The following is a 15,507-nucleotide window of genomic DNA, read 5'->3' as shown; positions in this document are numbered from 1 at the left end:
TTCAATTCTTCATCCACCAACCGATTAGCTCAATCGTCAGCAGGCCACCCATAGATGAACGCAATTGCGTAAGGGCTCTGGTAATGTGGTTTTCTACAGTTTTAGTCGAAATCCCCAGCCGCTCGGCAATTTCTTTATGACTCAGGTTTTCTTCCCGACTCAGCTTATATACTTCCCTGCATTTATCCGGCAACTGCTCCACAATCGAGTTGATCTGCTGCAACAGTTCTTTATGCTCCAGACTTCCATAAGCAGAAGGTTCGTGTAATCTTTCATGCAGACCGTCAAAAAAATCTTCCCTTACTTTCTGACTTTTAATCAGCCGGAATACTTTGTACCTGCAGCTAGCAAATAAATAAGCCTTAACCGAAATCTGGATTTCAATACTCTCCCGCTTATCCCAAAGCTTAATAAATATCTCCTGTATAATATCCTCACAAGGCTGCCGGTCTTTGAGCATGTTGTTAACCGAAATATACAAAGGTTGCCAATAGCGTTTATAAAACTCAGACAACGCAGCCTCATCACCCGCTTTTAGGAAAGCAAGCAATTCATAGTCAGTATAAGTGCTGTAAGTTGCCATGAAATTTTTATTGATACCCCGTTATACTAATTTAGCAAAAATGTTCTACAAGATTATATAAGTTCTTCGATATAAACCAACTACGATGAAAAATAAATTTTAGTTTTTCTTGCTAAAAGGGATTAGAAGCGTTCTACTATTCTGAAAAATTACCTAGCGAGTATAATAAATGCTATCCATTCTACTATAAAAGCTTTCAGAACCGTACTTTTGCCGGCATGAAACCTAACTTCGATTGCCTGTTTTACATGGAGAACAGCAGCATATGCATACTAGAAATTCAACGAACTGATCTTCCTTTAGATGCGGATATTTCGCAGCGTTTCCAGTGGTTGATAATTGACATAGCATCGCTAAAAGCCTCGAAGCTAACATTCCGTTCAATGGATCGCTCAGACAATATAGAAGAGCGTTATTTTGAAGAAGGCTATTTAAAATTTAACCTCACCAGCGGTACTTTTATTGAAAAATTCAATCTTGCCCAGCACCAGTTAAAAATCTTAAAACCCTCTGAGTTTCCAGAAGATTATCTAGAAGTTATAATAAACACATTAACATCAAACCAATAGCGTAAAAACACAAAGGCAAGCCACTGTAAGTGGCCTGCCTGTAAATATCATTATGCGGTTGCTTACAACTGCTCGATCTTCAATAAACGCGCTTATAGCATACTTACTATGAGTTCCTCTTTTCTTTAAGGACGCATTCTGCGACCTTAAAGAATCTGGTTCCTCCTTTGTCAGCATAAACATATATTGCACAGGAAATCGTTCCATATTTCTTCGTACTTGCTCTTTTAAACGCTTTGTTTCCACACCATAAAGTTCTGCCAGATCCCTATCCAACATTACCTTTTGACCTCTGATATTATAAATTTTGCTCAATACAGTTCGGTCTGGTATAACAGTTTCTCCAGTAATAATGTTATTTTATCTTCTATATTATCCTGATTGATTTTCATGTCAGCTAAATTCATTCAGATATTTTATAAAAGCCAAATAGAAGAAGAAATAAATTTTAAATTACTAATATTATTAGCAAAACTCGCTGCTTTTATTATATTTGATACATAAAAAACCCTTACTATGCATCAGAAAAGCCACATTTCCAGTTTTTTATTCAATGAATCAGATAGCTTTTATTATCGTTCAAAAAAGTCTTCAAGTCACCAATATATTGCGGGTAATAGCCACAATACTTGTAAAATAGCGAAGGAAGTTATCGGAACAGCTAAAGACAATTGGCTGCTATTATTTGATGATCTAGGCACATTAAAGCATACTCAAAAACTTGGCAATGCCAAGGCGGGATTTGGGGACATCAAAGGGGTTTTACAAATCACATTACAGCATCAGTGTCTATCAATAGTGCTGGTCAGCCATTCCAAAAAAAGCTATACCGCCGACAAGACAGACCTATTATACAACATCAGATTGATTTCTACAGCCAATAGCATCAGTATTACGTTGCTTGATCATCTGGTGATTTCATCTGAGGGTTATTACAGCTATAGAGATAACGGTCTGCTTACCTATATGACGGATTGATATGCCTTCGACTTAACACTGCTTATTAAAAATATTTTTCATCCATTTCAACCACTCATTGTAAAATAAGAGGAAGTTCGCTAACACTAATTTTATAATTTATGACAAAAGCACGTTTCATTGATCCTCTTACGGATTTCGGTTTTAAGTTTTTATTCGGCCGTGAGCCTGACAAAGACATTTTAATAGAACTTTTAAATGCCTTATTTCAAGGAGAGAAACACATCGTCGATCTCAGTTACAGCCCTACAGAGCATGGCGGAGAAAGCAGTAAGGAGAAAAAAGTACTTTTTGACCTCGTATGCACTGGCAAAGACGATGAAAAATTCATCATCGAAATGCAGCGGACAGGACAGGAATATTTTAAGGACAGATGTGTATTTTACATGTCCAGATTGATCAGTTCCCAATTACCCAAAGGGTCCACCAACTGGAACACGCCACTAAAAGAAGTTTATCTGATCGGTATTATGGAGTTTCAGTTCAATAACATCAACAGCAATTACATGCACAACATTGCATTGATGAACAAAGACACCGGCAAAGTTTTTTACAAAGGTATGGGTTATAAATTCCTTGAATTACCTAACTTTGATAAACAGGGAGATGAAATAGAATCAGATCTGGACAAGTGGTTTTATCTTTTAAAGAACATGAGCCGTTTAGATAAAATTCCAGCCTTCCTGGATAAAAGAGTATTTCAAAAGATATTTAAAATTGCAGAAGTGAGCAAGCTGACTAAAGAGGAACGTGAACTATATGAATCAGATTTGAAAGCCAAATCTGATTGGAATGGCGGTATGGACTGGGCTAAGAAGCAGGCAGCACAACAGGGCTTAGAACAAGGTCTACAGCAAGGTTTGGAACAAGGTTTGGAACAAGGCAAACTTCAGGAAAAAATAGAAATAGCTAAAAACATGAAGACAAAAGGCATGTCAGATGAAGACATTTCAGAACTAACCGGCCTTTCGATTGAAGAAATTCAAGAATTATAAATCAAGTTTTTTAAAATAAACAAAAGTCCTTTGGTATCACCGAAGGACCTTTTTATGTCTGGACTATGTGTTCTAGCTGCCTTCGCTATGCGCTCGTATCTTCTAGGGTGATGCGCCGTACCATCTAGGGTATTGCTTCGATCGTGATCGAAGCAATACCCCAGAAGCACCGCAGTTGCACTGGAGAAGCACCGACTGCATAGCAAACGGACCCCAAAAAGAAAGGCGCCGGAAATTTCCGGCGCCTTAAATTATAGAAAAATTAAAAATCCTGATTATGCGTAAGGAATTCCATCCTTAGAAGGCAAGCTACTATGCCCCATCAGGTATTGATCTACCTTTCTGGCTGCTTCACGTCCTTCTGATATTGCCCATACTACCAACGATTGTCCGCGGCGCATGTCTCCGGCTGCAAAGATCTTAGCAATGTTTGTTTGATACTTACCTTCTTCGGCTTTCACATTACCTCTGTTGTCGAGTTCAATACCTAGTTTCTCCAGCAATCCTTCTTTCTGAGGATAAAGGAAACCCATAGCCAATAATACCAGTTGACAAGGAAGTTCGCGTTCTGTACCGGCTTTCTCTTTGAAGTTTACCGGACGGCCAGAAGGATCAATTTCCCATTCTACATCTACTACTTTTACCGCTTTAAGATTACCATTCTCATCTTTGATGAATTCTTTGGTGTTTACTCCCCAGCCTCTCTCGCAGCCCTCTTCGTGAGAAGAAGTCACTTTTAAAAGCATTGGATAAGTTGGCCAAGGCATGTTTGATGTGCGTGATTGTGAAGGCATTGGCATGATCTCAAATTGGGTCACAGATTTAGCACCCTGACGGTTAGAAGTTCCGATACAATCAGATCCTGTATCACCACCACCTATTACAATTACATCTTTGCCAGTTGCCAGAATCGCTTCATCTGTAACCGCAAAGTTTTTAACACGTTTGTTTTGTTGTTTCAGGAAGTCCATCGCAAAATGTACTCCTTTAGCTTCTCTGCCAAGAGCAGGAAGGTCACGCGGAATGGTAGAACCGCCTGCAAGCACGATAGACTGGTAATCTCTCAGCAAGGTATTCAATTCTACGTTAACACCAACGTTAGCATTGCACTTGAATACGATACCTTCTTTTTCCATCAATGCAATACGTCTCGTTACCACATCTTTTTGCAGTTTGAAATCAGGAATACCATAATTCAACAAGCCTCCAGGTGTATCATCACGTTCGTAAACTACTACCTCATGACCAGCTTTATTCAACTGTGCGGCAGCAGCAAGACCGGCAGGACCAGATCCAATTACAGCGACCTTTTTACCAGTACGGATCAATGGTGGTTCTGCTTTAATGTATCCTTTTTTAAACGCTGTTTCTATGATGTGTTTCTCAATCTCTTCAATTGAAATCGGAGATTTATTAATACCCAGTACACAAGCTGATTCACATGGCGCCGGACAAATCCTTCCAGTAAATTCAGGAAAGTTATTGGTACTCAATAAAATAGTTGAGGCCAACTGCCAATCTCCTTTATATACAGCTTCGTTAAATTCAGGAATCACATTACCCAGCGGACAACCAGACTGACAGAATGGTACGCCGCAGTCCATGCATCTTGCTGCCTGTTTGTTTACTTCCTGTTCTTCTAATTCAGCTACAAATTCATTGTAGTGCTTTAAACGCTCTTTTGCATCTTCTTTACCAGGAGCAGTTCTTTCATATTCTAAAAATCCAGTTACTTTTCCCATGATTAAGATATTTTCAGTTTGTTACTTTTGTTCATTAGTACTGCTTTATATTCCTTAGGGAATACTTTGATAAAATGTGCAGATTGAGTAGCCCAGTCGCTCAACAGGAACTTAGCCACGCTGCTTTCTGTCAGTTGTGCATGCTTTCTCAGCAATAAGTTGATGCGCAGTTCATCCTGCTCATCCAAAGGATCAAGATCAACCATCTCTTTATTACACTTGCTTGCAAAGTCGCCATTCACATCGTAGATCCATGCCACACCGCCACTCATACCGGCAGCGAAATTGCTTCCTGTACCACCGATAACCAGCACTTCACCACCTGTCATGTATTCACAACCGTGATCTCCAAGTCCTTCAACCACCGCTGTAGCACCAGAGTTACGTACTGCAAATCGCTCACCTGCCTGTCCACGAACAAACAACTCACCTGAGGTAGCTCCATATAGGGCAACGTTACCGATGATGATATTTTGCTCAGGTACATATTTATTAGCAGCAAAAGGGTAGATCGCCAGCTTAGCACCTGAAAGTCCTTTACCTACATAATCATTTGCCTCACCTTCAAGATGCAGGGAGATGCCTTTGGCAGCGAATGCACCAAAACTTTGTCCTGCAGAGCCCTTGAACTTAAAGTTGATCGTATCAGCAGGTAAGCCCTGCCCTTTATAGACTTTAGAAACCTCGTTAGAAAGCATTGTGCCAATAGAACGATCGATATTGATTACCGGGAATTCCTTGTATATCGGCTCCTTAGAAGCCAATGCAGGTTGAGCTGCTTCTATCAATTTATGATCTAACACATTATCCAACCCATGATCCTGAGATTCTGTATTGTAAAGGCTCAAGCCATTATCTGGCGCCTTAAATAGGATTTTAGAAAAATCAAGGTCTTTTAGTTTCCAGTCCGACTGATCAATCTGACGTACAGTTAAGGCATCTGACTGCCCAACCATTTCATTGATCGTTCTAAAACCAAGCTCAGCCATCGTTTCTCTTAATTCCTGAGCAAGGAAGTAAAATAAGTTTACCACATGATCCGGCTCTCCGGTAAATAGCTTCCTTAAATTAGGATCTTGAGTAGCCACACCAACCGGACAAGTATTCAGGTGACATTTACGCATCATGATACATCCGGCGGTTACCAATGCAGCTGTAGCTACACCCCATTCTTCCGCACCAAGTAGCGTTGCAATTGCAATGTCTTTACCGGTTTTAAGTTGTCCGTCTGTCTGCAGTACCACGCGGCTTCTCAACCTGTTTTTAACCAGGGTCTGATGCGCTTCTGCCAATCCAAGTTCCCATGGTAAGCCAGCATGTTGTATCGAAGTCAATGGTGAAGCACCTGTTCCTCCATCAAAACCGGATACTAAAATCACATCAGCATGAGCCTTTGCAACTCCTGCCGCAATTGTACCAACACCTGCTTTTGAAACGAGTTTTACGTTAATACGTGCTTCGCGGTTTGCGTTTTTCAAGTCGAAGATCAGCTGAGCCAAATCCTCGATAGAATAAATATCATGGTGCGGAGGCGGAGAAATCAAACCTACACCAGGTGTAGCATGACGAACTTTTGCAATCCAGTCGTCGACTTTATGTCCGGGCAGTTGTCCGCCTTCGCCTGGTTTTGCGCCTTGAGCCATCTTAATCTGCAGCTCATCAGCATTGGTTAAGTAGTAACTGGTTACTCCAAAACGAGCAGAGGCGATTTGTTTGATGGATGACCTCATTGAATCACCATTAGGCATCAATTCGTACCTCAACTCATCCTCACCGCCTTCACCTGTATTACTTTTTCCGCCAATGCGGTTCATCGCAATCGCCAGTGTAGAGTGTGCCTCGTGAGAGATCGAACCAAAAGACATTGCTCCGGTAGCAAAACGCTTCAGAATGTTTTCAATCGGTTCTACTTCTTCAAGCGGAACAGCCGGACGGTTATAATTGAATTCAAATAATCCCCTGATGGTATAAGCTTGTAACGTTTGCTCATTTACCAGTTTGGCGTATTGCTTATAAGTATTATAGTCATTTTTCCTGGTTGCGTTCTGCAACAGGTGGATCGTCTGAGGATTAAACAAATGCTGCTCACCTTTACGTTTCCATTTATAGTTACCACCGGTAGGCAATATCGCATCAGGGCGGGTAGCCAATTTAAATATCCTGTTGTGCTTGATCAGAGTTTCTCTTGCGATTTCATCAAGACCAAGTCCTCCTATCCTGGAAACTGCTCCGGTAAAATATTTATCTACTACAGGCTTATTGATACCAAGGATTTCAAATATTTGGGCACCATGATACGATTGTAGTGTTGAGATACCCATTTTTGAGAAGATCTTGAGTAGTCCGCCATTGATAGAGTAAATGTAGTTATTCACCATTTTCTCAGTGGTCATGCCTGACTCTTTACTAAATCCACCAATAGTCTCCAACGCCAGATAAGGATTAACTGCCGTAGCACCAAAACCAATCAGCGTTGCAAAGTGATGTACTTCCCAAACGTCACCCGCTTCTATCACTATACCTACAGCACCACGGTATCCTTTTCTGATCAGGTGATGATGCACTGCAGACACAGCAAGCAGTGACGGTATCGCCGCATGTTCTGAATCCAGAGCACGGTCAGACAAAATGATTACCTGGAAACCGTCCTCAACAGCGTCTACTGCATATCGGCAAAGTCGTTCAATGGCTTTCTCCATGGAACCTGGTTTACCATCTGCCCTGAAGTAGGTTTGCAAAGTCTTAGACTGAAACACTCCAGTATCTATGCTCCTTAACTTTTCCAATTCCACATTGGTCAAAATCGGGTGCTTGATTCCCACACAATGGCACTGCATTGCAGTCTCCTCCAGTAAATTTCCATTTGCACCCATAAATCCCGCAAGACTCATTACCACTTTTTCCCTTATCGGGTCAATTGGCGGATTGGTTACCTGGGCAAACAATTGCTTGAAGTAAGAAGACAGATGCTGAGGTTTCTGAGAAAGTACTGCCAAAGGTATATCTGTCCCCATCGAGCCTATAGCTTCTTTGCCCTCTAAAGCCATTGGTTTCAATACCAAATCCACGTCTTCTCTGGTATAACCAAATACTTGCTGATAACGGAATATAGATTCTTCCGACAATCCTGTGAACACTACTCTTGGCTCAGGAAGTTCTTCCAGTCGGATCTGGTATTTGTTGATCCAGTCTGAGTATGGCTTATCACCACAAACTTGTTGTTTAATCTCCGCATCAGATATAATACGCCCCTGCTCCATATCCACTACAAACATCTTACCTGGAGTGAGGCGGCCTTTTTCTATAATTTTACTCTGGTCAAGAGCTAAGGCTCCAGCTTCTGAAGCCATGATTACATGATCATCTTCTGTAATTGCGTAGCGCTGAGGACGAAGCCCATTTCTATCTAGTGTCGTACCGATCAGGTTTCCATCGGTAAAAGAAACTGCAGCTGGACCGTCCCAAGGTTCCATTAATGTAGCATGAAACTTATAGAATGCTTTCTTTAGCTCATCCATATCTTCGTTGCCATCCCAAGCCTCAGGAATCAGCATCATCAGTACGTGCGGCAATGAACGTCCCGAATGCAGCAACAATTCTACTACATTATCAAGACATCCTGAATCGGAGTTAGTCTCATCGATTACAGGAAGTAAAATATTTAGTTCTTCAGGAGTAAAGTAAGGCGACGCAAATGATTTCACACCTGCTCTAAACCAGTTTAAATTTCCTTGTAAAGTATTAATCTCACCATTATGGGCTATATACCTGAAAGGTTGAGCCAGCCTCCATGACGGAAAAGTGTTGGTTGCGAAACGTGAGTGAATCAGACCGAAGGCCGAAACGACACGTTTATCGCTCAATTCAGTAAAATATGTTCTTACCTGCAACGAAGTCAGCTGACCTTTATATACAATAGTCCTTGATGAGAAGGATGCAATATAAAACTCACCGTTAATACCTTTTACAGTTGTATTAATGGTTTTAGACAGGTAATTCTTGAATACGTAAAGTTTACGTTCGAAATCAGCTCCTGCTGCAACTGAATACGGGCGGGCAATGAATACCTGCTCCATTTCCGGTTCAACAGATAAAGCCATATCCCCAATACCTTCTGTATTGGTCTGTACTTTTCTAAAACCAAGAACTTCAAGGTTTAGTTTCTCTGCTGCACGGTAAATAATTTCCCTGCATTCTTCTCTTGCCTTCACATCTTTGGGTAGGAAAAGCATCCCAACGCCGTAGTCTCCGGATTCATTCAGGCTAAATCCAATTTTAAGACATTCATCATACAAAAATTCGTGTGGTATCTGAATCATGATACCTGCACCATCTCCGGTATTGATTTCGGCTCCGACAGCCCCGCGGTGATCAAGATTTTCAAGAATGGTTATGGCGTCTGAAATGATCTGTTGTGACTTTCTTCCCTTGATATGGGCAACAAATCCGATGCCGCATGCATCGTGCTCAAAACGCTGGTCATATAACCCTTGGTTATCTTGTGATTGTTCCATAAGTCCGTTTAAATATAGTTTGGTATAGTGTATTTGAGACACTAAGATACGAAAAAAAACTAAGAAATTATAATATTGATATATTTTTTAGGAGATATGCAGTACTTTTTAAAAAAAACCACGCTTAATTACCATATCAATAATTTACATCGTTTTAAATTACCATATTCATAATGGTGTTATTTAGAATAATTTTGCATAAGTATTCGCTCAGTTTTAGGGGGTAAAAAGAATCACGACACATCGGGGAAATTTTGTTCTGCTACACTCTTGAGCACTTTTTCCTGTTGGGACAAGGAATCGACAAGCGTACCCTCTCCCAAATCTTTCTGAAAACAGCCATGAATATAGAATCTTAAAAATAATTATTGTTTTTCATGCAACTCAATGTCTTTAATGTCAACAGATTACCGCATTCCAACTTCAAAAATCAAAATTATTGTGATTTTTCTTTTCGCAATCTGATGTCTTTTGCTACTTTTGTGGCGGGCAAGTCTTTTACGATCAGCTCCCTTTGAACTCCCCCAGGGCGGGAACGAAGCAAGGGTAGAAGGTTGTAGCGATGCGATAAGAGGTGCTTGCCCTTTTTTTCTTTTTCTGGTTAGGCTGTTTCTCACATAACCGACATATTCCAACTTTTAATAAATAGAATCGATGTAATTGCCTAATTTAGGCACCGAATAATTTATAAAGACACATTAACCATTGCTAATAATTAAATAACATGAAATTTTTCATTGACACAGCGAATCTTGATCAAATAAAAGAAGCACAAGACCTTGGCGTTTTAGACGGCGTAACCACCAACCCAAGTTTAATGGCTAAAGAAGGTATAACCGGCGATGCTAACGTAACTGCACACTACAAAGCAATTTGTGATATTGTAGACGACAACGTAAGTGCTGAAGTTATCGCTACTACTTTTGATGAGATCATTAAGGAAGGTGAAGCATTAGCTGCCTTAAATCCGAAGATCGTTGTTAAGGTTCCAATGATCAAAGATGGCGTTAAAGCGATCAAATATTTTACTTCAAAAGGCATCAAAACCAACTGTACACTAATCTTCTCTCCTGGTCAGGCTTTATTAGCTGCTAAAGCTGGTGCAACTTATGTTTCTCCATTCTTAGGACGTTTAGATGATATTTCTACAGATGGCTTACAACTGATCGAAGACATCAGATTGATCTTTGATAACTATGGATACCCTACTCAGATTTTAGCTGCATCAATCCGTGGACCATTGCATATTGTTGCCTGTGCTAAATTAGGTGCTGATGTAATTACAGCTCCTTTAAGTGCAATCACTGCGCTATTAAAACACCCACTGACTGATAGCGGTCTAGCTACTTTCCTTGCTGACCATAAAAAAGCAGCAGGTTTGTAATTATTGAATTATAACATAAAAAAAGCGGCTGATTATACAATCAGCCGCTTTTTTTATGATTTTTTCTCTGCCATCAATTTCAGCAGACCAGCGGAATTGGTTCTCATTTCAGTACCGGCAAGCACCTTCTTCACCAGATCGTAGTCAATTTGTTCGTCAGGAACGATCTCTATCCCCTTCACTCCTGCTCCTATTGCTGCTTCTACATCGCGTGGTTTATCCCCTATCATTACAGATAAAGCAGGATCAATTTCAAACATATCAATGGCATCCAGAAGCATCTTTGAACCCGGCTTTCTGCATTCACATGCGCTTACTGTTGGATGATGCGGACAGTAATAAAACGCGGCAATATCTGCAGATTTCTGTACAAAAGCATTCCTCAGCATCTGGTGCATGATGCCTAATTCTTGCTCTGTATATCTTTTTAAGGCTATACCGCCCTGATTGGTAATCACAATAAGCAGATATCCCTCATCGAATAATCTTTTCAATGGCGGAATCTGGTATTCCAGTATCTTGAAATCTTCTACCCTGGTGATGTAATCGTATATTTCGTGATTGAGCACTCCGTCACGATCCAGAAAAATGGCTTTATTCATTAGTTTTGACTTATTATCTTGCGACACTTTTGTTATGCGGCCAAATATGAGAATTATTCAGCTAAACAAATTGACTTTAACCATGTTATTTAAGCAAGTAATTTAGAATTTGCACCATAAAATATTATCATCATGCCTTATATAAAGAAAAACCCGCAGAACAGCGACTCGGTCAACTTATTTTTTGAAGATTACGGAACAGGGAAACCTGTGGTTTTAATCCATGGATGGCCGGTATCACATGAAATGTGGGAATATCAGGTTAATGCACTCACTAACGCAGGGTACCGTTGTATTGCCTACGACAGAAGGGGTTTTGGACAATCAGACAGACCCTGGACAGGTTATGATTATGATACACTTGCCTATGACCTGAATGAGGTAATTACAGCTCTTGACTTATGGGATGTAATGCTGGTAGGGTTCTCGATGGGAGGTGGCGAAGTAGTTAGATACCTTGGAAAATATGGTTCATCAAGGGTATCGAAAGCAGTACTTGTGAGTAGTGTTGTTCCCTTATTATTAAAAACAGATGACCATGAAGAAGGTGTGCCAAGAGAGGTATTTGACGGTATCATTGCTAAAATACATGATGACAGGCCAGCATTTCTTACTGAATTTGGCAAGCAGTTTTTCAATGAAGGGCTGCTAAATAAGCCAGTTAGTCAGGAGATCCAGAACTGGATGCATCAGCTTGCTGTAGTGGCAAGCCCTAAAGCGACGGCAGAATGCGTACGTTCATTCTCAGAAACAGATTTCAGGACAGATTTGACAACCATTAGCATACCAATGATGATCATCCATGGCGATGCTGACAAAACCGTTCCTATTAAACCAACCAGTGAAATAACGGCCTCATTATTACCAAACGCAGAATACTATATTTTCGAAGAGGCGCCACATGGTCTGTTTATCACCAATAAAGACGAATTAAATGGATTATTACTCCAGTTTTTAAGGAAGTAACCAGATCTAGGACAACATATGCTCCAGTATCGGGGCGCATTTTTCGAGGCACGGCGGGTAAAACTGACCGTGCTTCCAATAATCAGACTTAGGAGATAATCCCCACCAAAATTCGGCAATTGCTAAGGGTTCCATTTCTTGTTGAAAAGCGTATTGCAATAATTTAGGCGCTGCACATTCTCCAGCTCCTGCCGGAGGCTTTCCTGCAGCTGTATCTTTAAAAGCTTCAATTAGGCTTTTCGACTGACCATCTTTATTTAAGAAGTGATACTGATCAAAGATCTGGTATTGCAATGCATTAGAGTGATTTTTACGCGTTAATTTAAGTTGCTGTAATTCTTCAGCAACCGAATCGTCTCCGGATAATTCCATTGAACGAATCTTCTCATTCATAACAGAAAGCTCTTCCATTCCCGCATTTAGAAACCCTCCTGCCACAAGCCCATCAAAGATCGGAGGTACAAACCCTTCATGATGATTTTCACCTGCCAGCTTACCGGAAAATGCAGCCAAATACCCCAGCGTACCGCCCTTCTCTCTAACCACAAGTACCCCAAACATTTTTCCGATGACCATTCCCTCCATATTGGCATCCAGCCCAAAATTATGAACCCATTCCTGTTGATGTTGGAGATGATCTTGCAGCTGACTGACAGCAAGGAGACTTAGCGCATGTGGTTCGCCACCTAAAGAAAAACTGAGCCCTTCCGCTAGTTCCTTTAAATAAATTGTTTGATCAAAAGGGATAAACGCGGAATTCTCATAAACCGGATTATCCATTTAGAAAATTTTACAGTTGCAAAGTTACGATCATTTCCATTACAAAAGATCAGCAATTGGAATTTTTATAAAAAGACGGCTGAGCAATTTCGCCAACTTATCACGACTAAGATCCTGTGCTCCTGAGAGAAAAAGCTGAACTTCCTCTTCTGCTAAGCCAGTCATTCCGGTTAAGTCAGAAGTGTTCAATTGAAGTAAATTCATTCTAAGTGCTACAATTTCAAAAGCAAAAATCGATGGAAACTTAAGCCTATTCGTTTCATAATAATCAATTGATGGAAGCAAACTAATTAGTTCATCAAAAGCCTCAGTATTTGGTCTTGCTCCAAAAAGCTCAGTAGCTCTTTTTAATCTCTCCTCGTACTCCTCCTTTGTCAGATGGTCTTTATCAACTGACAATTCTTTAATTAGAATGGATGATTCAAACTCCAGGACATACTCGACGGGCGGCGGAGGTTCAATAATCACCTCAACTTTGGTGGTTTTATGAGATACATCTGGATATCTTTCCTGAATAGCTTCCGTAGCTTGTTCCATCATTACTCTATATTGCTCATCAAGCATAATCCCTGTAATGCAATAGGTTTCAGCATCATGATCCAACAGATAATTGACCAGATAATCGCCACGACCGGGTCTCGAACTACCAGATAAACACCCGGGGTATGCCATATTTTTAGGAGGCAAATGCATGCCTTCATTGTATGGAAATTCTTTAAGCCATGTCAGCAACTCGACTCTTGATTCAGGACACGTTTCGATAAAGTCTGCTATTTTATTTCTGGCAATCAATTTCATACTATCCTAATTATTTCTTTCATACAGCCATTGTCCGAAGCAATAACCATTTCTGTAAATTACTATAGCCATACCAATAATTAGAATAGGCAATAGCACCTTGAACCATTTTGATTTTAAAAATTCCTCTTTAGTCATAATTAAAATAGATTTATATCATTTAGGCGCAGTCATATACTATTTGTTACATATAAGAACTAAAAATCATGTGTCGTACAATGTCAAAAAAATAACAACTGATGACTTTAATCCTTCAAAAGTGAAATATCCTGAGCGGGCTGTGGCAATCCTAGCGCAGCTATTTCAGCATAAACAGTAGAATTCACATTCAAACCCCATTTCTTAAAAAAAGTACTCAGGTTTTTTCCAGAAACTACACAAGCGGATTTCATAAAGTAATTCATTTTTTGATCATCATTGTTTACCACAGGCTTATCTAGCCTTGTCTTCCGCAATAACTTAGGATAGAAATCGGAGCCAAAAGCCAGGCCCAGTTGCTCAAACATACAAAGCCTTACCCACACAGATGCTGCGTCGTTATTGAAATTGCGTTGCGCATCTGGTAAAGCCAGATAAACAGGCACCTGCTCCCATATCTTATCACTCACAAGCCTGTTTTCATTCGGTGTGAATTCCCGTTGCACAGCCCTCGAAAATATGTTGACTGTTACTTCACCAATCGCACCCCAAGTCCACACCTGCTGGTGTAAATGTCCAAGTTCGTGCCAGGGACCCCAGGTAACATCCGCAGGCTTAAGTATTGCAGAAATTGCTGTACCGATATAAGCTGTACGGTAATTATAGGCAAACATATAATAGGTTTTATCTTCATGCTGGGTCAGCAGATATCTTTGATGAACATTGGGCTTATCAAGGTCCGTGGCACTATTAAGTCCGCTAAAGTCATCCTCTATCTTTATAATCCTGGATATTTTCGACAATAGCGCTTCCTGATCTTCTTCCTGATATTTGATAGCAGAAGCACGGTCTACAACAATCATACAACGCTCTCCTTGCAAAATCACATCAGGTACTGTATTCAATTTCGAGAGCATGTCTTTCCATTGGGCATTAGTAGTTGTACCTGCTATATAGTAAGGGACTTTTTTCACACCGCCGGTAAAAGTAAGCTTAGCCTTTGCATTGGGATTATCATTTGTATACCTGATCCAGATCAGGCCATCAGCAGTACTGGTAATTTCGTTTAAACCAGCTTTTAAATTAAACGTAACTGGTTGTGTATTCCAGGTACCATATCTTGAATAAGTACCGATCAGCAATGTCGGCAATCTGGTACCAGCTTGTTGTTCCACGTTTACTTTTATAATTGACGAAGTTGTTACATATAAACCGGTAGCGGAAAAATCGGTCGCCAACCAGCTCAATTGTAACCGTTTCTTTTCACTTTCAGCTGAAAGCAATTCAGTTTGTTCAAAAATTACTGGCGTTTCTGCAACAGCTGGTGGTGGAACGACAGGTGTTTCTGTTCCAGGATTGTCAACAGGGGTAATTTCTTTTTTCTTGCACTGGGTAAAAGCACAGAGCACAAAAAGAGCCGTGGCAGCATAAAATAATGGGGATGATTTCATTTTTCTA

At 40.4% G+C, this 15,507-nt stretch carries 13 protein-coding genes and 1 other RNA gene; 6 read left to right on the top strand and 8 right to left on the bottom strand.

The window, feature by feature from the left end; translation table 11 throughout:
* Window position 1: 1 nt before the first annotated feature.
* Window positions 2-583: an RNA polymerase sigma-70 factor gene (locus R2Q78_RS01845; RefSeq protein ID WP_316788336.1), complete on the bottom strand. Its 582-nt coding sequence runs from the start codon at window positions 581-583 to the stop codon at window positions 2-4.
* 248 nt (window positions 584-831) lie between these two features.
* Between R2Q78_RS01845 and R2Q78_RS01840 the strand changes: the two genes are divergently transcribed.
* Window positions 832-1,152, top strand: a complete 321-nt coding sequence (locus R2Q78_RS01840) for a hypothetical protein (RefSeq protein ID WP_316788335.1) — start codon at window positions 832-834, stop codon at window positions 1,150-1,152.
* Here R2Q78_RS01840 and R2Q78_RS01835 read toward each other — a convergent pair.
* Window positions 1,141-1,467 carry an ORF6N domain-containing protein gene (locus R2Q78_RS01835; protein ID WP_316788333.1) on the bottom strand — a complete coding sequence of 109 codons (327 nt, stop codon included), beginning with the start codon at window positions 1,465-1,467 and terminating at the stop codon, window positions 1,141-1,143. The genes R2Q78_RS01840 and R2Q78_RS01835 overlap by 12 nt on opposite strands.
* 201 nt (window positions 1,468-1,668) lie before the next feature.
* Here R2Q78_RS01835 and R2Q78_RS01830 point away from each other — a divergent pair, with 201 nt between their 5' ends.
* Window positions 1,669-2,130, top strand: a complete 462-nt coding sequence (locus tag R2Q78_RS01830) for a JAB domain-containing protein (RefSeq protein WP_316788331.1) — start codon at window positions 1,669-1,671, stop codon at window positions 2,128-2,130.
* A 101-nt stretch (window positions 2,131-2,231) separates the two neighbouring features.
* Window positions 2,232-3,125 carry an Rpn family recombination-promoting nuclease/putative transposase gene (locus R2Q78_RS01825; protein WP_316788329.1) on the top strand — a complete coding sequence of 298 codons (894 nt, stop codon included), beginning with the start codon at window positions 2,232-2,234 and terminating at the stop codon, window positions 3,123-3,125.
* Window positions 3,126-3,400: 275 nt separating this feature from the next.
* Here R2Q78_RS01825 and R2Q78_RS01820 read toward each other — a convergent pair whose 3' ends face one another.
* Together R2Q78_RS01820 and gltB are read right to left on the bottom strand one after the other, a co-directional pair.
* Complete coding sequence (locus R2Q78_RS01820; RefSeq protein WP_316788327.1) at window positions 3,401-4,867, bottom strand: glutamate synthase subunit beta; 1,467 nt, start codon at window positions 4,865-4,867, stop codon at window positions 3,401-3,403.
* Window positions 4,868-4,869: 2 nt separating this feature from the next.
* Window positions 4,870-9,381, bottom strand: a complete 4,512-nt coding sequence (gene gltB, locus R2Q78_RS01815; protein WP_316788326.1) for a glutamate synthase large subunit — start codon at window positions 9,379-9,381, stop codon at window positions 4,870-4,872.
* Window positions 9,382-9,868: 487 nt separating this feature from the next.
* Here gltB and ffs point away from each other — a divergent pair.
* Together ffs and fsa are read left to right on the top strand one after the other, a co-directional pair.
* Window positions 9,869-9,968: signal recognition particle sRNA small type (gene ffs / locus R2Q78_RS01810), an RNA gene on the top strand.
* A 137-nt stretch (window positions 9,969-10,105) separates the two neighbouring features.
* Window positions 10,106-10,765, top strand: a complete 660-nt coding sequence (fsa, locus tag R2Q78_RS01805; RefSeq protein ID WP_136834851.1) for a fructose-6-phosphate aldolase — start codon at window positions 10,106-10,108, stop codon at window positions 10,763-10,765.
* Window positions 10,766-10,818: 53 nt separating this feature from the next.
* Here the strand turns inward: fsa and R2Q78_RS01800 are convergent, their stop codons facing one another.
* Window positions 10,819-11,367: an HAD family hydrolase gene (locus tag R2Q78_RS01800; protein ID WP_316788322.1), complete on the bottom strand. Its 549-nt coding sequence runs from the start codon at window positions 11,365-11,367 to the stop codon at window positions 10,819-10,821.
* 132 nt (window positions 11,368-11,499) lie between these two features.
* Here R2Q78_RS01800 and R2Q78_RS01795 point away from each other — a divergent pair, with 132 nt between their 5' ends.
* Window positions 11,500-12,333 (top strand): alpha/beta hydrolase, encoded by an 834-nt coding sequence (locus R2Q78_RS01795; protein ID WP_316788320.1) that lies wholly within the window; start codon window positions 11,500-11,502, stop codon window positions 12,331-12,333.
* Window positions 12,334-12,339: 6 nt separating this feature from the next.
* Here the strand turns inward: R2Q78_RS01795 and R2Q78_RS01790 are convergent, their stop codons facing one another.
* From R2Q78_RS01790 to R2Q78_RS01780, 3 genes are all read right to left on the bottom strand, one after another.
* Entirely contained in the window at window positions 12,340-13,113 is a 774-nt protein-coding gene (locus R2Q78_RS01790) for a hypothetical protein (RefSeq protein WP_316788318.1), read from the bottom strand.
* Between the two features lie 39 nt (window positions 13,114-13,152).
* Complete coding sequence (locus tag R2Q78_RS01785; protein WP_316788316.1) at window positions 13,153-13,911, bottom strand: hypothetical protein; 759 nt, start codon at window positions 13,909-13,911, stop codon at window positions 13,153-13,155.
* A 245-nt stretch (window positions 13,912-14,156) separates the two neighbouring features.
* On the bottom strand, window positions 14,157-15,500 hold the full coding sequence (locus R2Q78_RS01780; RefSeq protein ID WP_316788314.1) for a M60 family metallopeptidase: 1,344 nt from the start codon (window positions 15,498-15,500) through the stop codon (window positions 14,157-14,159).
* Between the last annotated feature and the right edge of the window lie 7 nt (window positions 15,501-15,507).

Source organism: Pedobacter frigoris (assembly GCF_032678645.1).
Lineage (GTDB): Bacteria > Bacteroidota > Bacteroidia > Sphingobacteriales > Sphingobacteriaceae > Pedobacter > Pedobacter frigoris_A.
The sequence above is the reverse complement of the archived record's forward strand: the minus strand, read 5'-3'. Positions and strand labels throughout refer to the sequence as shown.